This window comes from Geomonas sp. RF6 (assembly GCF_021044625.1).
GTDB lineage: Bacteria > Desulfobacterota > Desulfuromonadia > Geobacterales > Geobacteraceae > RF6.
The window spans coordinates 3,478,319-3,497,848 of record NZ_CP087999.1; the positions used below are offsets into that span (position 1 = coordinate 3,478,319).

The following is a 19,530-nucleotide window of genomic DNA, read 5'->3' on the forward strand; positions in this document are numbered from 1 at the left end:
CGATGCTAGCTGCCCGATTTTTCGAAAGGCCCGGTGTGGCTTGCGCCACACCGGGAAGTACTGCATTAGCTTTCTCAAGTCAACAACTTTTTAGAAGTTCCAGAACTCGTCGATCTCTGCGTCGGAGAAGTCCCACAGCGCGTTGTGCGGTGCGACCGGCTCGTACTTGAAGAACTCGGGGAGCCTGTCGTGGGCGTTTGTGAACCCTGCCGCCACGTTGAAGGCGCGCTCGGTCTTCAGGACGTACTTGCCGAGGGCTACGACGTCGTCGCCGGTCAGGTTGATGCCGTAGCGGGCGTTGATCATGTCGATGAGGGCCGGGAGGCACTCGGCGATGTCCAGCGCCGGGAAGGCGACGAAGATGCACATGCCGGTGGAGTCAACCGCGGCGGTAGCGATCTGCAGGTTGCGGGAGAGCTCGACCTGGCCGTCTTTCTTCAGCGGATCGACGTGGCCGCCGACGTTCAGGATGTTCGTGGCGATGGTGTAGCCGGAGGTGTGGTCGGCGCCCATGGTGGAGGTAGCGTAGGTGATGCCGATACCTTTGACGGAACGCGGGTCGTATGCCGGAATCCCCTGGTTTTTGACGACCGGGGTGCGGACAACGCCGTAGGTGCGGCCGACGGAGCCGGCGCCGTTGCCGAGGATGCGCCCGAGGGCGGTCCCTTTCGCCACCTCTTCACGCAGCAGGCGAAGAACGCCTTTGCCGTCGCCGAAGGGGATGATACCTGCTTCCATCGCCACGCCGAACATGACGGCGCCCTCGATGGAGTCGATCCCCACGTCGTCCATGGCGTTGTCTGCCTTGGCGATGTCGTCGAGGTCGGAGATCATGCAGTCGGCGCCCAGGCCCCAGATCGTCTCGTACTCGAAGCCGGAGGTGATGTATTTACCCTGCTCGTCAACGTACTCCTGGGAGCACTGGATGATGCACCCTGCGTGGCAGCCGTGCTTGTGCTTGCCGCCGCGCTTCACGATCGTGTCGTACATCGTCTCGCCGGAGATGTTGTCGTGGTGTGCGCACTGACCCTGGGTGAAGTTGCGGGTCGGGAGGCCGCCTGCCTCGTGCAGGATGTTCACGAGGACGTTCGTGCCGTAGGTCGGCAGACCCTGGCCGGAGACCGGGTGGTCGAGCATCGCTTTGGCAAAGGTGCGGGCAGCGGTCTTGAACTTCTCCGGGTCAGCGACCGGTACCGGTGCGGAGCCGGTCTCGTCGATGGTGATGTACTTGATCTTCTTGGAGCCCATGACTGCGCCGAGGCCGCCGCGGCCGTGGCTGCGGATCTTGGAGTCGGGGTCCTTGACGGAGATGTTGGCGGAGGTCATGAGGTACTCGCCGGCCGGGCCGATGGTGATGACGCCGGCTTTCTTGCCGAGTTTCGCCTCAACCGCGTCGATGACCGCGAAGTTGCCTTTGCCGACGAGCTCCTTCTCTTCCTGGATCGTCACGCCGTTCATGGTGACCTGGAGGCTGTACCACTTGTCCTCTTTCGGCTGACCTTCGATGATGATCGCCTTCACACCCATGCGGGCAAGCTGCTGCGCCGCGGTGCCGCCGGCGTTACTTTCCTTGATGGTCCCGGTCAGCGGGCTCTTCGCGCCGGCCGAGAGGCGGCCGCTCTGTGCTGCTGCGGTACCGGTGAGGAGTCCCGGAGCAAAAACGAGCTTGTTGCTGGGGCCAAGGGGGTTGCAGGTGGGGGGTACTTCAGCTGCGACGATGGTGGAGGTGAGGCTGCGCCCGCCATAGGGTGCCCATGCTGCGGGGACTGCTTCGATCTTGCTCGTCTTGTCCGTCATGTTCACGCGAATGATTTTTTCCATGTTTCTCCATCTCCCTATCATTTTGGGGTTACCGTAAATGACTCCTTTCCGGGAGGGAGGCTCCGCCGTTTCCCGCGAAACCCGTTGGCCGGACCCCGTGAGGGCTTCCCCTTTTAGGCTGTACGGCTCGGAGGTGCTGCGTTGAAGAACAGAAAAAGCGTGCTGCGGCGCCTGCTGCGCCACCTCGTCGGAGCGCGGCATAAGAGGGCACCTAAAAAGAATGGGCAGGGCTCATCACCACTGCCCATCCTTTTGTTGTCTTACAGAACTCTTCCCGTTGCCGGGAAAAGGGTCTTACATGGCGTCTTTGAAGATGCCGATAACCTGCTCAAGGGTAGCCTTGCGCGGGTTGGTGAACTGGCAGGCGTCTTTCTTCGCGTTTTCTGCCATGATCTTGAGGTCCTGCTCTTTAACGCCGAGCTGGGTGAGGTCAGCCGGGATCCCGATGGAAGCGGAGAGGCTGCGGATGCGGTCGATAGCTTTCTGGCCAGCTTCGGTCACGGAGAGGCCTTCGACGTTCTCGCCGAGGGCAACTGCGATGTCAGCAAAACGCTGCGGGCAGGCGATCAGGTTGTACTGGGAAACTGCCGGGAGCAGGATCGCGTTGCAGACGCCGTGCGGGAGGTTGTAGAAGCCGCCCAGCTGGTGAGCCATGGAGTGAACGTAGCCGAGGGAGGCGTTGTTGAATGCCATACCTGCGAGGTACTCGGCGTATGCCATCTTGTCACGAGCTTCGAGGTCCTCACCGTTGGCAACAGCCTTGGAGAGGTAAGCTGCGATGAGCTCGATAGCTTTGATTGCGCATGCGTCGGTGATCGGGGTAGCGATCGTGGAAACGTATGCCTCGACAGCGTGGGTAAGGGCGTCCATACCGGTTGCTGCGGTCAGTGCGGGCGGCTTGCCGACCATGAGGACCGGATCGTTGATAGCGACGTTCGGGGTTACCCTCCAGTCAACGATTGCCATCTTGACATGGGTGTCGGTGTTGGTGATGATGCAGAAACGGGTCATTTCAGACGCGGTACCTGCGGTGGTGTTGATGGCGACGAACGGGGGGAAGCTCTTAGCGGACTTGTTCACGCCTTCGAAGTCGCGGATGTTGCCGCCGTTGGCGATAACAAGGCCAACGCCTTTGCAGCAGTCGTGGGAGGAGCCGCCGCCCAGGGAGATGAGGGCGTCGCACTTGTTGTCCTGGTACACTTTCACGCCGTCGTGTACGTTCTTGTCAGTCGGGTTCGGCTCAGCGCCGTCGAAGATTACGCACTCAACGCCAGCTGCCTTCACGATGTCAGCAATCTTGGCGGCAACGCCCATGGAGGAGAGGCCTTTGTCGGTCACGAGCAGGGCCTTCTTTGCGCCGAGCTGCTTGATCTGCTCACCGGCTTCCTTAGAAGCGCCGACGCCAAGGAGAGTTACCGTAGGAATGTAGAACCCGAATGTCTGATCTGCTAATGCCATGTTTACTTCCTCCTGTTGGTTTTTTTGAGGTGCTGCCACCTCTTGGTTAGCCGTACGCAATTGGCCGATTATTGCATACGGTTTTGTAAAACGGTTTTCTAGCTTACGCAATCGCCGTACCAAAAATGTTGTATACTTAGTTTTTTGTCATCTCTTTCCGTTTGTGCTCGGAAAAACAGGGGTTTCACCTCTGCGCCCTTTTTCCGCCTGATTTTCACTTTTGCGCTCCGTTCTGAAAGGGAACGGTCAGTATGTTCCAATGTGGAACAGTTGTTTTGTTTTGGAACGGTCCGTTTTCCTTTCGGGCAACCGTTTTGTTTCCTTGTATACGATTACATGGGGGACGCATAATAATAAGTCGTTTCCCTGTAATCAAGGGTATTATGAAGTGGGTTGCGGTATACGCCGGAGAAATTCGCTGCCGGCTGCGGCGCGTTGGTACCGTTATTGCCTAGCAACCCTGAGATTTTCCTCTTTTTTTGACTTCAACCACTGCGAGAGAAGGCAGCGACATGGCTCTTATAGATTCGTTCGGCAGGCGCATAAACTACCTCAGGCTCTCCATAACCGACCGCTGCAACCTGCGCTGCTCCTACTGTATGCCCGCGGAAGGGGTGCCCAAGCTGCAGCACGAGTCGATGCTGAGCTACGAGGATCTCTTCCGTGTCGCCTCCACCGCTGTGGAGGTGGGAATCGAGAAGATCCGCGTCACCGGCGGCGAGCCGCTGGTGAGAAAAGGGGTGGTGTCGTTCCTGGAGAGGCTGGCGAAGACTCCCGGTCTCAAGGAACTTGTCCTTACCACAAACGGCGTGTTGCTGGGGGAGATGGCCCACGACCTGCGCAGGGCAGGGGTGGAGCGACTCAATATCAGCCTGGACTCGTTAAAGCCCGAAACGTTCAAACGTATCACCCGTTCAGGAGACCTAGGGAAGGTCCTGGACGGAATAGCCGCAGCGGAGGATGCCGGATTCCCGCCGGTGAAGATAAATATGGTGGTGATGCGGGGAGTAAATGATGAAGAGGTGCTGGACTTCGCGGCGCTTACCCTGAAGAAGCCGTACACGATCCGGTTCATAGAGTACATGCCAACCTTGAAGTGTCAAGGATGGCACGAAAAAAGTTTCTCGGGAGGGGAGATCCTGGAGCGGATCGGGGAGCGCTACCCGCTCCTCCCTCTCGTGAGCACCGAGATGGCGGGGCCGGCGCGCAACTTCAGGATCGAGGGTGCGCCGGGGTCGATCGGGATCATCACTCCGATATCCGGGCACTTCTGCGACAGCTGCAACCGCATCAGGATCACCGCCTCCGGGATGGTGCGCGGCTGCCTCTTTGCGGAAAAGGGGGAGGATCTGAAGCCCCTGCTGAAAGACGACGATCCGGAGATCCTGCGGGAAACCTTGAGGCGGATCGTGACGGAGAAACCGGACCGGCACCAGCTCGCCGACAAAGAGAGCGGCGGTGTTGCCATGTCCCAGATAGGCGGCTAGGATTTCTTCTGCTCCTTCACAGGTGCAGCAAAGACTCTCGCCCGCGCCACAAAAAGGTTCACTCGCAACCTCTAGTCTCTGGCAGGAGGGTAACGTGAAAGGTAAAGACAAGAAGGCGAACATCATCTCCATAAGGATGAGCGACGACGAGCGCGCAGCCGTGCAGCAGATAATGGACCGGACGAACAAGAAGGCTTCCAACGTCATGCGCGAGGCGTTCACCCTCCTGAAGGAGAAATGGGAGACGTCGCGCCCGGAGTAGGCGGTCAGCGTCCCTGCTCTGTCGTGGCAGGGGGCTCCCCGGCAGGCGCGCGCGGCCGTTCCTTTTCTCCCGCGCCGTCCCGGTTCACGACAGAGAATCTTGATTCCACCATCTCTCAAGGCACGGTGTGACAGCTGGAATACCGTGGAGGGGGAGGTCCCTCGAAGGAGGGGGCGTCCCCGGAGGTGTCAACCGGCTCCACCGTCATGTGAGGGCGAAATGTATACCTGTTCCTCCGCTACCCTTTCCGGCCCCTGCATGGAGACCGGCGAGGCGCTCCTAGAATACCCCTCCCGGCTTTTCGTGGAGACCACCACCCGCTGCAATCTGAGCTGCCTCCAATGCAGGAAGCAGCGCCCGGACGCCTACCGCAGGCACGACGGCGACCTCGATCTCTCCACCTTCAAGTCTCTGGAGGGGGCTCTCTCGACCCTCGATTCCCTCGTCCTCAACGGGGTAGGGGAGCCTCTGCTGAACAGCCACCTCGAGCAGTTCGTGAAGCGCGCGAAGAACCTCATGCCCGACGGGAGCTGGGTAGGTTTCCGCAGCAACGGCATCCTCCTCACCAACATGCGTGCCATCTCCCTCGTCGACGCCGGCCTGGACCGCATCTGCCTCTCCATGGAGGGGGCCGATGTCGCCTCCTCCGGGTCCGTGCGCTCCGGCAATCAGCTTATGGACCTCGAATGGGCGCTGAAGGCGCTCTCCTCGGCAAAATCGATCTGCAGCCGTCCCGCGCTCGACGTGGGGGTGGAGTACGTGGTGGAGCGCGACAACCTGGAGGAGCTCCCGGCTGCCCTGGAGTGGGCCGCGGCCCGCGGCGCGAGCTTTGCCATCGTCTCCAACCTGCACGCCTGCGCCGACCCTGCGGCGGAGAGGCTCCCGGCACCCGGGTGCGACGAGGCGCTTGCCTTGTACCAGGTATGGAAGAGGGAGGCGGAGGCTCAGGGGGTGGAGATAACCCGCTACTTCGAAATCCTCTGGAAGTACCACAAGACCCCCGGCGAGCGCAGGATCATCGATTTTGTGGCCGCCCTGAAGGGGGAGGCGCAGCAGCGCGGCGTCACCCTCGATCTTAAGGCGCTCTTCGCCCGCGACTCGCACCATCAGGAGGAGAGCCGCTCGGTCCTCGAGAGGGCGCAGGATGTTGCGCGCAGGACGGGGCTCGAGCTGAAGCTCCCGGAGAACGCGCTCCATCGTGGAAGGGGCTGCGCCTCTGTGGAGCAGGGGGGGGCCTTCATCTCCTGGGACGGCAGGATGCTGCCGTGCTACCGTGTCTGGGGGGACTGCCGCACCGGCGCCTTTCCCGCCGCTCCTCCGATGATCTTCGGCAACGTCCTGGAGGAGGACATTCTGGATATCTGGAACAGCCGACCCTTCCGCACCTACCGCGAGAGCGCCCTGATGGACGACCTCTCCGCCGGCTTCGCCTCCTGCGCCGACGAGGAGTCCCCGGCGGGGTCCGAATGCAACAGCTGTCTGTGGAGCTACGGAGTCTTCAGCTGGCTCGACTGAATGAAATGTGAATAGATGCTGGGGTCAGGCTTTGCATTTGGGGATTTCGCAACCGAATGCCCAAATGCAAAGCCTGACCCCGCTCACCCCCTTCTCGGCCGGCCTATCCTGCCATTTTTCTTCTCTCTTTCCCCTCCGGAGCTCACTCATCTCTGGCACATTTTTTCTCTTTGTACTAAGATGATGAAAATTTTCTGGAAAGCTGCGCTCTGTCCTGTTATTGTATACACCCGTGCGCGAGGCAAAAGAGGTAGTTAGCTACCTCTCTTTTCTCGGGACGCAGTGCGGGTCCCAGGGCCGGCACCAGAGAATACCCCCGCACTGAGACGTTTCCCGGGCTCCCCGGGGCTCTCGTTCAGAGGCACTTCCCAGGTCGCTTTCCTGCAGACCGCTTCAAGAAGGTCTCCTCTTTAATTCAATACCAAAGCCCTGCTGCAGCAAGAGCTATCTAAAAAGTAGAAAGGGTGCACTATGTCCAGAGGTGAGCAATGTTTGAGGTAGTGAGCAATGAGGTACTGGCGCCGAACCTGCACCGTCTGGTGCTGAAGGCTCCGCGGATCGCCGCGGCGCGTCAACCGGGTCAGTTTGTTATCGTGAGGGCCGCCCGCGGCGCCGAGCGCATCCCGCTTACCATCGGCGACGCCGACCTCCAGGCGGGTACGATCACCCTCTTCATCCAGGCCGTCGGGGCCTCCACCCGCCAGATCGTCGCAGTTCCGGCAGGGGGGGCGCTCTCCGACGTGGCCGGGCCGCTCGGGAAGCCGACCCACATCCAGAAGTGGGGGCGCGTCGTCTGCGTCGGCGGCGGGGTGGGGACTGCCGTCCTCTACCCGCTGGTGCGCGGCGTCGCTGAAGCGGGCAACTCCATCACCACCATCATCGGAGCTCGCAACAAGGATCTGGTGATCCTCGAGAAGGAACTGACCGCCCTCTCGGAGAACCTGCTCATCACCACCGAGGACGGCAGCGCCGGGCGCAAAGGCTTCGTCACCGACGTCCTGAAGGACCTCCTCGTCGACCCGGAGAAAAAGCCGGACATCGTCTTCGCGGTCGGCCCCGTCCCCATGATGCGCGCCGTCTCCGAGGTGACGCGTCCTTTCGCGGTGGAGACGATCGTGAGCCTCTGCCCGATCATGATCGACGGCACCGGGATGTGTGGCGGCTGCCGCGTCGTGGTGGGGGGGGAGACCCGCTTTGCCTGCGTGGACGGCCCGGAGTTTGACGGTCACCTCGTCGATTTTGCCAGCTTGAGCGACCGGCTCACCACCTACCGTGAGCACGAACGGAGGCACCGCGAGAAGGAGTGCCATCTTATGAACCAGGAGGCGGCACGTGTCTAGTGAAGCAGTGAAAAAGAAGATGGCAAACCCGAGGGTGCACATGCCGGAGCTCGATGCGACGGTGCGCAGCCGCAACTTCGAGGAGGTGAATCAGGGTCTTACCTACGAGCAGGCAATCGAGGAAGCGGCACGCTGCATCCAGTGCAAGGGGCGTCCCTGCGTTGAGGGGTGCCCGGTGGCGGTCTCCATCCCGGAGATCCTCGACGCACTCGTGAACGAGAACCTCTCCGAGGCGGCCCGCATCCTCCAGGCCGACAACGCCCTTCCCGCCGTCTGCGGCCGCGTCTGTCCGCAGGAGCAGCAGTGCGAGTCGAAGTGCGTGCGCGGCATCAAGGGAGACCCGGTGGCGATCGGCTACCTGGAGCGCTTTGTGGCCGACTGGGCGATGCAGCATGCATCGGAGCTCCCCGCCGAGGCGCCTGCGACGGCGACCGGCAAGAAGGTGGCGATCGTCGGGTGCGGCCCCGCAGGGCTCACCGCGGCAGGATCGCTCGCCCGCCAGGGGCACCATGTGGTGATCTTCGAGGCGCTGCACGACACCGGCGGGGTGCTCCGCTACGGCATCCCGGAGTTCAGGCTTCCGAAGGAGATCATCGACCAGGAAGTGGCGCGCCTCCTCGACCTTGGAGTCACGATCGAGTGCAACGTGATCATCGGCAAGACCCTCACCCTCGCACAGCTGCGCGCGGAGTTCGACGCGGTCTTCATCGCCAACGGCGCAGGGCTTCCGATGATGCTGAACCTCCCGGGGGAGAACCTGAAGGGGGTGTACTCCGCGAACGAGTTCCTGACCCGCGTGAACCTGATGGAGGCCGGCCGCAGGGACGATTCCTCCACCCCGATCCTAACGGGCGACAGCGTCGCCGTTATCGGCGGCGGCAACACCGCCATGGACTGCGTACGCACCGCCAGAAGGCTTGGCGCCGGCCGCGCCATGATCGTCTACCGCAGGACCGAGGCAGAGATGCCCGCCCGCGTGGAGGAGATAAAACACGCCAAAGAAGAGGGGATCGAGTTCTTCCTGCTCACAGCCCCCCTCGAGGTGAAAGGGGATACCGAGGGGTGGGTGAACGGGCTCACCTGCCAGCAGATGGAACTCGGCGAGCCGGACGACTCCGGCCGTCGCCGCCCCGTCCCGGTCCCCGGCTCCGACTTCTTCCTGGAGGCGGACGTGGTAGTGAACGCCATCGGCACCCGCCCAAACCCGCTCCTCACCGCCGCGGCCCCCGAGCTGAAGCTGAACCGCTGGGGGAACATCGCCTGCGACGAGAACGGGGCCACCAATCTCCCCGGCGTCTTCGCCGGCGGTGACATCGTGCGCGGCGGGGCGACGGTGATTCTCGCCATGGGAGATGGCAAGAAAGCGGCCTCCGCTATTCACCGGTACCTTACCGGGGTTAATGAATGACAGGGGGGCTGACTGAGTATACAGGGTGACTAAACCCTAGAATGTTCTTGACATTTTGTGTGCCAAAGGTGGATACTTCGGTCTGCCGAAGCGCTATGTCGGCCGGAACTTATGAAAGGGTGATTAGCCATGTCTTCACAATCTCTCGCGATACTGCAAAAGGCCTGGAGCCTCTTTGTCGAGGACAACATCCTCGATGTGCAGCAGTTGCGGCCAGAGGTGGCGAACTCCTGGCAGCGTTGCCGTAATCTGAACATCAACCCGTACCTGGAGCCCGAGACCCGGGTGGACCAGCTGGAGCTCAGGGAGCGCCTCTTCAAGAAGCAGCACCTCTTGAAGGTGGCGCGTCCCTTCCTCGACAACCTGTACAACTTCGTCAAGGGCTCCGGCTTCCAGGTCGTCCTCGCCGACGAGAACGGCTATCTTCTGGAGGTGCTGGGGGACAACGACATCGTCGCCCGCACCCGCCAGGTCCTCCTCTGTCCCGGCGGCAACTGGAACGAGACGATGAAGGGGACGAACGCCATCGGAACAGCGGTGGTGGAGAAGAAGCCGGTCCAGATCTACGCGTGGGAGCATTACTGTAAGCCGCACCACTTCCTCACCTGCTCGGCCGCCCCGATATTCGACCCGGACGGCGAGCTCATGGCCGTCCTCGATATCAGCGGCGACTATCGCGTCGCCAACGCCCACACCCTCGGCATGGCCGTCGCGGCCGTGAACGCCATCGAAAACCAGCTGCGCCTCCTGAAGGCGACCGACAAGCTCTTCATGGCGTACCGCTACTCCAACGCGCTCCTCGAGCACATGTCGGACGGTCTGATCTCCATCAACAACAACGGCATCGTCACCGAGATCAACGCCAAAGGCGCGGAGATCTTCGGCGTGAGCCCGGCCCAGGTGAAGGGGCGCCACGTCGACACGATCTACAACGCCCGCTCCACGCTCCTCAAAGTCCTCTCTGACGGCACCGAGTATGACGACCGCGAGATCATCCTGGAGAAACTCGGGCGCAAGATCTACAGCTCCGCCTCCCTCTTGCGCGACGACGCTGGCGGCGTCATCGGCGCGGTCGCCGTTTTCCGCGAGCACCACGGGCGCCAGCCGAGCAGGCAGCGTGCCACCGTCGTTCATTCCCACAGCTACACCTTCGACGACATCGTGGGGGAGAGCCCGGCGGTCGTCGCCGCGAAGGAGTGGGCGCGTCTTGCCGCCGCCAGCCCCTCCACCGTCCTCATCACCGGGGAGTCCGGGACCGGGAAGGAGCTCTTCGCCCAGTCGATCCACAACGCAAGCCAGCGCTCCGACCGTCAGTTCATTGCGCTTAACTGTGCCGCGCTTCCTGAGAACCTCATCGAGAGCGAGCTCTTCGGCTACGAAGAGGGAACCTTCACCGGCGCCAAGCGCGGCGGGCAGCAAGGGAAGTTCGAGATCGCCGACGGCGGCACGATCTTCCTCGACGAGATCGGCGACATGTCCCTCAACGTGCAGGCGAAGCTGTTGCGGGTTATCCAGGAGAAGAAGGTGGCCCGCATCGGCTCCTGCAACGAGAAGCTCGTGGACATCCGCATCATCGCCGCCACGCACAAGGACCTGAGCCAGGAGGTACAGAAGGGGAATTTCCGCCAGGACCTTTACTACCGTCTGAACGTTCTCGGGATCCACATCCCCGCGCTGCGCGAGCGTCCCGAGGACTTCGGTCTGCTGACCCGCCACCTGGTGCAGAAGATCAGCACGAAGATCGGAAAGGACGTCCAGATCCACGACACCTTCCTGAAAAAGATTCAGGGTCACAGCTGGCCCGGCAACATCCGAGAGCTGGAGAACGCAGTCGAGCGCGCCATCATCCGCTGCGGAGTCGATGGCGTTCTCACCGGCGACCTCCTCGACTGCGGCACGACGCTGAAACCAAAGCCGGAGGTGCGAAAGACCGAGATCACCTCCCTGCGCGACGCGGAGAAGGGGATGATCTACGAAGTCCTCACCTTCTACCAGGGGAACATCCAGAAGGCGTCTACCATGCTCGGCATCGGGCGCAACACCCTGTACCGCAAGATGAAGGAGTACGGGATCTCGTACTAGCATCACCACTATCGTCACATTCAAAAGCTCCTCTGCCAGCCGCCGGGGAGCTTTTTTTATGTCATCAAAGAAATTTCCTCGACGGTGTCGCAGTTGTAGGCCGGGATAAGCCGCAGGCGTTCCCGGCGTCGGCCGGGCCGATCAAGGCTGCAACAGTTGCCGGAAACGCTACGCTTATTCCGGCCTACATTCTCCTCGTTCCTCCCTTTCAAGGGGAGGGACCTGCCGCCGGGGTTGTGCTTGTATTCAATCTCCCCTTCGCACCGCGCACTCCATATTTCCTGCACATTCATCTTCCATAGTTGCGCGAGGGTGCCACCTGCAGGATAAGGAATCCGTAATCCTGCCGTGTTGACGTCGCGGCGGCGTTCTGGTAACTTCACCTCCCCTGGAGGAGCCGTTTCAGCCGCCGACCTTGCCAGCTACGATCGGAGTACCGCGTGACTAGAAATACAGCAGAAGAGGAAGAGAGCCGGGATCTGCCGCAGGAAAGGAAACGGCGCACGGTGTGGCCGCTGGTTCTTCTTCTCCTTGCGGTCGCGCTCGGCTGCTACCTCTACCTCGCCCCCGGGAAGAAAGGGGAGAAGAGTTCCGCCAAAGGGGCGCCCCCTCCCACCTCCGTGCTGGCAATTCCCGCAGCGAAAGGGGAGATCAGGGTTTTCCAGAACGGCCTCGGCTCCGTCATTCCTCTCAACACGGTAACGGTTCGCTCCCGCGTCGACGGCCAGCTCATGGAGGTGCGCTTCCGCGAGGGGCAGAATGTGAAACGGGGCGATCTCCTCGCCCTCATCGATCCACGTCCCTTCCAGGTGCAGCTCGCGCAGGCGGAAGGGCAGCTCGCGAAGGATCGCGAATTGCTGCGCAACGCGCGGCTCGACCTTGCCCGCTACCAGGAGCTCTGGTCAAAGGATTCCATCCAGAGGCAGCAGGTAGACACCCAGGAATCGCTGGTGCACCAGCTGGAAGCGGCGCTGAAGATCGACCAGGGGCAGGTGGACAACGCACGCCTGCAGATCACCTACAGCCGCATCACGGCCCCGATCTCCGGGAGGGTGGGGCTTCGGCAGGTCGACGTGGGAAACCTGGTGCGTGCCACGGACGCCGCGGGACTCGTGGTCATCACCCAGATGCAGCCGGCCGGCGTCGTTTTCCCTGTCGCCGAAGACCACCTCCCGAAGGTGATCGCGAAGCTCAAAGGGGGGGCGCGCCTTGCCGTGGAGGCGTACGACCGGGAGCAACGCCAGCGTCTTGCGCTGGGCGAGCTTGCCACCATAGACAACCAGATCGACGCGGCGACCGGCACCGTGAAGCTGAAGGCGCTCTTTGCCAATGCCAATGACGAGCTCTTTCCGAACCAGTTTGTGAACGCCCGCCTTCTCCTGGAGACGCGGCAGGGGGTGGTGACCGTCCCCTCCGCCGCCGTCCAGCGCGGCCCGCAAGGAACCTTCCTTTATCTCGTGCGTCCCGACCATACCGTTTCCGTGCGTCCCGTGACCCTCGGCGAGAGCGAGGGGGACACGGTGGAGATCGCCCAGGGGCTGGCGCAGGGGGAGCTCGTCGTGGTGGAGGGGGCCGAACGGCTCCGTGAAGGGAGCAAGGTTGTGCTGAGACAGGGGACGCCGCACACGGGACGCGGTCCCGGCGAGGGGGGAAACAAGGGGGGAACGGGTCAAGGGGGAGAGGGGCAGGGGCGGCAACAGGGCACCGGTCCTGCAGGTCCGACGAGAAGCGCTGACGGGGCGGGGCGATGAATATCTCCCGCCCCTTCATTCTGCGTCCGGTCGCCACGACGCTCCTCATGATAGCCATCATCCTCGCTGGGGTGGTGGCGTACCGGCAGCTCCCGGTCGCGGCGCTGCCCCAGGTCGATTACCCCATCATCCAGGTCCGCACCTTCTACCCGGGCGCCAGCCCCGACGTCATGGCGACCTCGGTGACGGCGCCGCTGGAGCGCCAGTTCGGACAGCTCCCGGGGCTTACCCAGATGAACTCCGCAAGCTCGCAGTCGAGCTCGGTCATCACCCTTCAGTTCTCCCTCGATCTGAGCCTCGACGTGGCGGAGCAGGAGGTGCAGGCGGCGATTAACTCCGCCTTCACCTTCCTGCCGCGCGATCTCCCCAATCCTCCGGTGTACAGCAAGGTGAACCCGGCGGACGCCCCGATCCTCACCCTGGCGCTCTCCTCCGACACGCTCACCCTTCCGCAGGTGGAGGACTTGGCCGACACCCGCCTCTCCCAGAAGATCTCCCAGCTTCCCGGCGTCGGCCTCGTCACCATAAGCGGCGGGCAGCGCCCAGCGGTGCGCATCCACGCGAACCCCACCGCACTCGCCTCCTACGGCATGACGCTGGAGGACGTGCGGGCAGCGATCGCCACCGCGAACGTGAACCTCGCCAAAGGGGGCTTCGACGGCCCGCGCCAGGCCTACATCATCGGCGCCAACGACCAGCTCTACTCCAGCCGGGATTTCCGCTCCCTCGTCATCGCCTACCGAAACAACGCTCCGGTGCATCTCACTGACGTCGCCACCGTCATCGACGATGCGGAGAATGTGAACCAGGCGGCGTGGATGAACGACTCGCCGGCGGTGGTGCTGAACATTCAGCGTCAGCCGGGGGCGAACGTCATCGAGGTGGTGGATCGCATAACGAAGCTCCTCCCCCAGCTGAAGAGCTCCCTTCCCGCTTCGGTGAAGGTCCAGGTACTGAGCGACCGCACCGTGACGATCCGGGAGTCGGTGCGCGACGTGCAGTTCGAGCTCTTCCTGGCTGTGGCGCTCGTCGTTCTCGTCATCTTCCTCTTCCTGAGAAACCTCCCGGCCACCACCATCCCGAGCGTCGCCGTCCCCCTCTCCCTCGTCGGATCGTTCGGGGCGATGTATCTTCTCGGCTTCAGCCTGAACAACCTCTCCCTCATGGCGCTCACCATCTCCACCGGTTTCGTGGTGGACGACGCCATCGTCATGATCGAGAACATCTCCCGCTACGTGGAGGAGGGGGAGCCACCCCTTCAGGCGGCGTTGAAGGGGGCGAAGCAGATCGGCTTCACCATCCTCTCCCTCACCGTCTCCCTCATCGCCGTCCTCATCCCGCTCCTCTTCATGGGGGACGTGGTGGGACGCCTCTTCCGGGAGTTCGCCATCACCCTCGGCGTCACCATTCTCATCTCGGCCGTCGTCTCCCTTACCCTTACGCCGATGATGTGTGCGCGCCTTCTCAGGCATGTGCCCGAGGAGCGCCAGGGACGCTTCTACCACGCCTCGGGACGCTTCCTCGAGAGGATGATCGAGCGCTACGGCCGCTCGCTCACCTACGTCCTGCAGCACCAGACCGCGACCCTGATGGTCGCCGTCGGCACTCTTCTTCTCACCGTCGTCCTCTACATCCTGGTGCCGAAAGGGTTCTTCCCGGTGCAGGACACCGGCGCCATCATGGGGATCAGCGAGGCGTCGCAGTCGGTCTCCTTCAAGGCGATGGCGGAGCGCCAGCGCGAGCTCGCCCGCGTGATCCTGAAGGACCCGGCGGTGGCAAGTCTCTCTTCCTTCATCGGGGTGGACGGCGTAAACACCTCCTTGAATTCCGGGCGCATCCTCATCAACCTGAAGCCGCTGGAGGATCGCGACCTCTCCGCGAGCGAGGTCATCCGCCGCCTGAAGCCGGAGCTCGCCAAGGTGCCGGGGGTGACGCTGTACATGCAGCCGGTGCAGGACCTCTCCGTCGACGCGAAGGTCAGCCGGACCCAGTTCCAGTACCTCATTGAAGACCCCAACACGCAGGAGCTGAAGGAGTGGGCCCCGCGCATCGTGGCGGCGCTGAAGGAGAGGCCCGAGCTCGCGGACGTTGGGAGCGACCAGCAGGACCTGGGGCTTCTCCTTGCGCTGGACATCGACCGCAGCAGCGCCTCGCGCCTCGGCATCTCTCCGCAGATGATCGACGACACACTCTACGACGCCTTCGGTCAGCGCCAAATTTCCACCATCTTCACGGAGCTGAACCAGTACCGCGTCGTCCTCGCGGTGGACGAGCCGTTCAGCAAGGGGCCAGAAAGCCTCGACTCCATCTATCTCAAGGGCGCGCAGGGGGGGGCGGTGCCGCTGAGCGCGGTCACCCGCGCCACCGAGGCCACCACGCCCCTTGTGGTGAATCGCCAGGGGCAATTCCCTGCCGTCACCGCCTCCTTCAACCTGGCCCCCGGGGTATCGCTCGGCGGTGCCGTCGCAGCGATCGAGGAGGCGACCCGGGAGATGGGTCTCCCCCCGAGCGTGCGCGGCTCCTTCCAGGGGACCGCACAGGCGTTCCAGGAGTCGCTCAGGAACGAGCCTCTCCTCATCCTCGCCGCGCTCATCACGGTGTACATCGTCCTCGGGGTGCTGTACGAGAGCTACATTCACCCGGTGACGATCCTTTCCACCCTGCCGTCCGCCGGCGCAGGCGCGGTCCTGTCCCTCATGATCTGCGGCAGCGAGATGAGCGTCATCGCGGTCATCGGCATCATCCTTCTGATCGGGATCGTGAAGAAAAACGGGATCATGATGGTCGATTTCGCCCTTGCCGCCGAGCGGGAAGAGGGGAAGCCGCCCGAGCAGGCGATCTACGAGGCGTGCCTCTTGCGTTTCCGCCCGATCATGATGACCACCATGGCCGCACTTCTCGGCGCCCTGCCGCTGGCGCTCGGGCACGGCATGGGGAGCGAGCTGCGCCGCCCCCTGGGGATATCGATCGTCGGCGGTCTCATCATCAGCCAGATCCTCACCCTCTACACGACCCCCGTCATCTACCTCGCCTTTGACAGGGTGGCGCGCCGCTACGGCCGCAAGGGAGTTGAGCCGGAGGGGCAGACGCCGGCATGAACATCTCCGCCGTCTTCATAAGGCGCCCCGTCGCCACGACTCTCCTGACGATCGCGGTCGTCCTCGCGGGGTGCATCGGCTTCAACCTCCTCCCGGTCTCCCCCCTGCCGCAGGTCGATTTTCCCACCATATCGGTCTCCGCGGCGCTCCCCGGCGCCGACCCGGAGACGATGTCGACCTCGGTGGCGGCTCCCCTGGAGCGGCAGTTCGGCCGCATCGCCGGGGTGACGGAGATGACCTCCACGAGCTACCGGGGGAGCACCAGCATCACCTTGCAGTTCGACCTCTCGCGCGACATCGACGGCGCCGCCCGCGACGTGCAGGGGGCGATCAACGCGGCCCGCGGCTACCTCCCCGCGAACCTGCCGAGCAACCCGAGCTACCGGAAGGTGAACCCCTCCGACGCGCCGATCATGATCGTCGCACTGACCTCGCAAACCGTCAGCAAGCCGCAGATGTACGACCTCGCCTCCACGATCCTGCAGCAGAAGCTCTCGCAGGTGGAGGGGGTGGGGCAGGTCTTCATCGGGGGGAGCTCCCTTCCCGCGGTGAGGGTCGATCTCAATCCGCTCGCCCTGTCGCGCTACGGTGTCAGCCTGGAGCTTGTGCGGGGGATGCTGTCCGCGACCAGCGTGAACCGCCCGAAAGGGAGCCTCGCCGGTGACACGAGAAGCTGGGAGCTGCGCACGAACGACCAGCTGCACAAGGCGAAGGACTATCTCCCCCTTGTGGTGCGCTACCAGAACGGGAGCGCCCTCACCCTTGCCGACGTCGCCTCCGTGCAGGACTCGGTGGAGGACGTGCGCGCCGCGGGCATCGTGAACGGGAAGCCGGCGATCATGGTGATCATCTTCCGCCAGCCCGGCGCGAACATCATCGAGACGGTCGACAGGGTGCGGGCGCTCCTGCCGCAGCTAAAGGGGGCGCTCCCCGGCGCGGTGGACCTCTCCGTCGTCCTCGATCGCACCCCTCCCATCCGCGGGTCGCTCCATCACGTCGAGGTGACCCTCGTCATCTCGGTCCTCCTGGTCATCCTCGTCGTCTTCTGGTTTCTGAGGAACGTGCGTGCGACCGTCATTCCCGCCGTGGCGGTGGCGGTCTCCATCATCGGCACCTTCGCCATCATGTACCTCTTTGGCTACTCCCTCGACAACCTCTCCCTCATGGCGCTGACCATCGCCACCGGCTTCGTGGTGGACGACGCCATCGTCGTGGTGGAAAATACCACCCGCTATCTGGAGGAGGGAAAAGCGCCGCTGCAGGCGGCACTCCTGGGAAGCGGCGACATCTCCTTTACCGTCCTCTCCATGAGTCTTTCGCTCGTCGCCGTCTTCATCCCGATCCTCCTCATGGAGGGGATGGTGGGGCGCCTCTTCCGCGAGTTCGCGGTGACCCTCTCCGCGGCGATACTCGTCTCCCTCGTGGTTTCCCTCACGGTCACACCGATGATGTGCGCGACGATACTGAAGCCTGAAAGAGGAGGGGAGAACGGCTTCTTCTACCGCTTGAGCGAGCGCTCCTTCCTCTGGCTGCAGAGCGGCTACCAGCGGACCCTGACCTGGGCGCTGCGGCACTCCCTCATCACCCTCCTTCTCGTCTTCGTGACAGTGGGGGTGAACGTGATCCTCTTCGTGAAGATCCCGAAGGGATTCTTCCCCGAGCAGGACAACGGGCGGCTCTCGGCGAGCATCCAGGCCTCCCAGGACACCTCCTTCCAGGCGATGAGCCAGAAGCTCGCCCAGGTGGCGGAGATAATAAAGAAGGACCCGGACGTGGAGTACGTCGCCGGCTTCACCGGCGGTGGCGGGGGAGGGGGCTCCACCACGAACACGGGGCGCATGTTCATCACCCTGAAGCCTTTCTCCGAGCGCAGCGCCACCGCCTTTGATGTTATCAAGAGGCTGCGCCCGAAGGTCTCCTCCGTCCCCGGTGCGCCGACCTTCCTGCAGCCGGTGCAGGACCTGCGCGTCGGTGGAAGGGGGAGCGGCGCCCTCTACCAGTACACCCTCACCGGCGACAACCTGGACGCCCTGAACAGCACCGGGCAAAAGCTCCTGCGCAAGCTGCGCGGCGTGCCGCAAGTGGCGGATGTGAATAGCGACCAGCAGGACAAAGGGCGCGAGGCGAGCCTCGTCATCGACCGCGCCACCGCCGCGCGTCTCGGGATCAGCATGCAGACCATCGACAACACCCTGTACGACGCTTTCGGGCAGCGCCAGGTCGCGGTGCACTATACGGAGCTGAACCAGTACCATGTGGTGATGGAGGTCGATCCGGTCTTCTGGCAGCGGCCGGAGACGTTGAGGGACATCTACGTCCCCGCCGCCGGCGGCGCGCTCGTCCCCTTGAGCGCCTTCACCCGCTACGAGCCGAAAGCCACCGCCCTCGCGGTGAACCACCAGGGGCAGTTCCCGTCGGTGACCTTCTCCTTCAACCTCTCACCGGGGATCGCGCTCGGGGACGCGGTGAAGGCGATCGAGGCGGCGGCCCGCGAGGTCGGGCTCCCCGCGGGGGTGCGGGGGAGCTTTTCCGGCACCGCGCAGGCCTTCCAGGCATCGCTGGCGAACGAGCCGCTCCTGATCCTCGCGGCGCTGGTAACTGTGTACATCGTACTCGGTGTCCTGTACGAAAGTTACATGCACCCGTTGACGATTCTCTCCACCCTCCCCTCCGCCGGTGTGGGTGCCGCGCTCGCCTTGATGATCTTCAAGACCGACCTGAGCCTCATCGCCATCATCGGCGTCATCCTGCTCATCGGGATCGTGAAGAAGAACGGGATCATGATGGTCGACTTTGCCCTTTCTGCCGAGCGCAAGGAAGGGAAGAGCCCGAGGGACGCCATTTACGAGGCGTGCCTGCTCCGTTTTCGTCCGATCATGATGACCACCATGGCAGCACTTCTGGGGGCGCTCCCCCTGGCGCTCGGGACCGGTGTGGGGAGCGAGTTGCGGCGCCCGCTCGGCATCTCCATCGTCGGCGGTCTCATCTTCAGCCAGATGCTTACCCTGTACACCACGCCGGTGGTGTACCTCTACCTGGACCGGCTGCGGCTGTGGATCGAGAAGAAGCGCGGTAAAGGGCCGCAGAGGGTGCAGTATGAAGAGGAGCGGGCAGGGGTGTAGAGAACGGGAGGAGATCGGCTGCAAAAGCAGTGCTGTTTCCTGTGGTTCACCAGCGTCACCTCGCGCTGGAGCGCAGGCATCTTGCCTGCGATGGTGACGCAAGCCGCCACAGGAACGGCGTTGGCAGGGGGGAAGATGGACGGGGATCATGTTGTTGCCACTGCCGCGAACTCGCGTTCCCCCCTT

At 63.2% G+C, this 19,530-nt stretch carries 11 protein-coding genes and 1 riboswitch; of the genes, 9 read left to right on the plus strand and 2 right to left on the minus strand.

What is annotated here, in order from left to right:
• Positions 1 to 90: 90 nt before the first annotated feature.
• Entirely contained in the window at positions 91 to 1,821 is a 1,731-nt protein-coding gene (locus tag LPW11_RS15020; RefSeq protein WP_230994690.1) for an aldehyde ferredoxin oxidoreductase family protein, read from the minus strand.
• Positions 1,822 to 1,847: 26 nt separating this feature from the next.
• Positions 1,848 to 1,964, minus strand: a riboswitch (molybdenum cofactor riboswitch).
• Between the two features lie 151 nt (positions 1,965 to 2,115).
• Entirely contained in the window at positions 2,116 to 3,279 is a 1,164-nt protein-coding gene (locus tag LPW11_RS15025) for an iron-containing alcohol dehydrogenase (RefSeq protein WP_230994691.1), read from the minus strand.
• 512 nt (positions 3,280 to 3,791) lie between these two features.
• Between LPW11_RS15025 and moaA the strand changes: the two genes are divergently transcribed.
• The 9 genes from moaA to LPW11_RS15070 all read left to right on the plus strand — a co-directional run bounded on the left by moaA (position 3,792) and on the right by LPW11_RS15070 (position 19,344).
• Positions 3,792 to 4,766: a GTP 3',8-cyclase MoaA gene (gene moaA / locus LPW11_RS15030; protein WP_230994692.1), complete on the plus strand. Its 975-nt coding sequence runs from the start codon at positions 3,792 to 3,794 to the stop codon at positions 4,764 to 4,766.
• Positions 4,767 to 4,860: 94 nt separating this feature from the next.
• Positions 4,861 to 5,028, plus strand: coding sequence for a hypothetical protein (locus LPW11_RS15035; RefSeq protein ID WP_230994693.1), 168 nt, complete (start codon positions 4,861 to 4,863; stop codon positions 5,026 to 5,028).
• A 219-nt stretch (positions 5,029 to 5,247) separates the two neighbouring features.
• Positions 5,248 to 6,543 carry a radical SAM/SPASM family putative metalloenzyme maturase gene (locus LPW11_RS15040; protein ID WP_230994694.1) on the plus strand — a complete coding sequence of 432 codons (1,296 nt, stop codon included), beginning with the start codon at positions 5,248 to 5,250 and terminating at the stop codon, positions 6,541 to 6,543.
• Positions 6,544 to 7,031: 488 nt separating this feature from the next.
• Positions 7,032 to 7,883, plus strand: coding sequence for a sulfide/dihydroorotate dehydrogenase-like FAD/NAD-binding protein (locus LPW11_RS15045; RefSeq protein WP_230994695.1), 852 nt, complete (start codon positions 7,032 to 7,034; stop codon positions 7,881 to 7,883).
• Positions 7,876 to 9,291 (plus strand): NADPH-dependent glutamate synthase, encoded by a 1,416-nt coding sequence (gltA, locus tag LPW11_RS15050; protein WP_230994696.1) that lies wholly within the window; start codon positions 7,876 to 7,878, stop codon positions 9,289 to 9,291. The genes LPW11_RS15045 and gltA overlap by 8 nt, the downstream gene beginning before the upstream one ends.
• 129 nt (positions 9,292 to 9,420) lie before the next feature.
• Positions 9,421 to 11,373: a sigma-54-dependent Fis family transcriptional regulator gene (locus LPW11_RS15055; protein ID WP_230994697.1), complete on the plus strand. Its 1,953-nt coding sequence runs from the start codon at positions 9,421 to 9,423 to the stop codon at positions 11,371 to 11,373.
• A 440-nt stretch (positions 11,374 to 11,813) separates the two neighbouring features.
• Positions 11,814 to 13,124 (plus strand): MdtA/MuxA family multidrug efflux RND transporter periplasmic adaptor subunit, encoded by a 1,311-nt coding sequence (locus LPW11_RS15060; protein WP_230994698.1) that lies wholly within the window; start codon positions 11,814 to 11,816, stop codon positions 13,122 to 13,124.
• The gene (locus LPW11_RS15065; RefSeq protein ID WP_230994699.1) at positions 13,121 to 16,222 is read left to right on the plus strand and encodes an MdtB/MuxB family multidrug efflux RND transporter permease subunit; all 3,102 of its coding nucleotides are present in this window, start codon (positions 13,121 to 13,123) and stop codon (positions 16,220 to 16,222) included. Before LPW11_RS15060 ends, LPW11_RS15065 begins: the two co-directional genes overlap by 4 nt.
• Positions 16,219 to 19,344 (plus strand): multidrug efflux RND transporter permease subunit, encoded by a 3,126-nt coding sequence (locus LPW11_RS15070; RefSeq protein WP_230994700.1) that lies wholly within the window; start codon positions 16,219 to 16,221, stop codon positions 19,342 to 19,344. The genes LPW11_RS15065 and LPW11_RS15070 overlap by 4 nt, the downstream gene beginning before the upstream one ends.
• The last annotated feature ends 186 nt before the right edge of the window (positions 19,345 to 19,530 follow it).

Excerpts from the sequence above, each read along its gene's own strand:
- LPW11_RS15020 (WP_230994690.1), bottom strand. The coding sequence starts at position 1,821 with ATGGAAAAAATCATTCGCGTGAACATGACGGACAAGACGAGCAAGATC.
- LPW11_RS15025 (WP_230994691.1), bottom strand. The coding sequence starts at position 3,279 with ATGGCATTAGCAGATCAGACATTCGGGTTCTACATTCCTACGGTAACT.
- moaA (WP_230994692.1), top strand. The coding sequence starts at position 3,792 with ATGGCTCTTATAGATTCGTTCGGCAGGCGCATAAACTACCTCAGGCTC.
- LPW11_RS15040 (WP_230994694.1), top strand. The coding sequence starts at position 5,248 with ATGTATACCTGTTCCTCCGCTACCCTTTCCGGCCCCTGCATGGAGACC.
- LPW11_RS15045 (WP_230994695.1), top strand. The coding sequence starts at position 7,032 with ATGTTTGAGGTAGTGAGCAATGAGGTACTGGCGCCGAACCTGCACCGT.
- LPW11_RS15055 (WP_230994697.1), top strand. The coding sequence starts at position 9,421 with ATGTCTTCACAATCTCTCGCGATACTGCAAAAGGCCTGGAGCCTCTTT.
- LPW11_RS15065 (WP_230994699.1), top strand. The coding sequence starts at position 13,121 with ATGAATATCTCCCGCCCCTTCATTCTGCGTCCGGTCGCCACGACGCTC.
- LPW11_RS15070 (WP_230994700.1), top strand. The coding sequence starts at position 16,219 with ATGAACATCTCCGCCGTCTTCATAAGGCGCCCCGTCGCCACGACTCTC.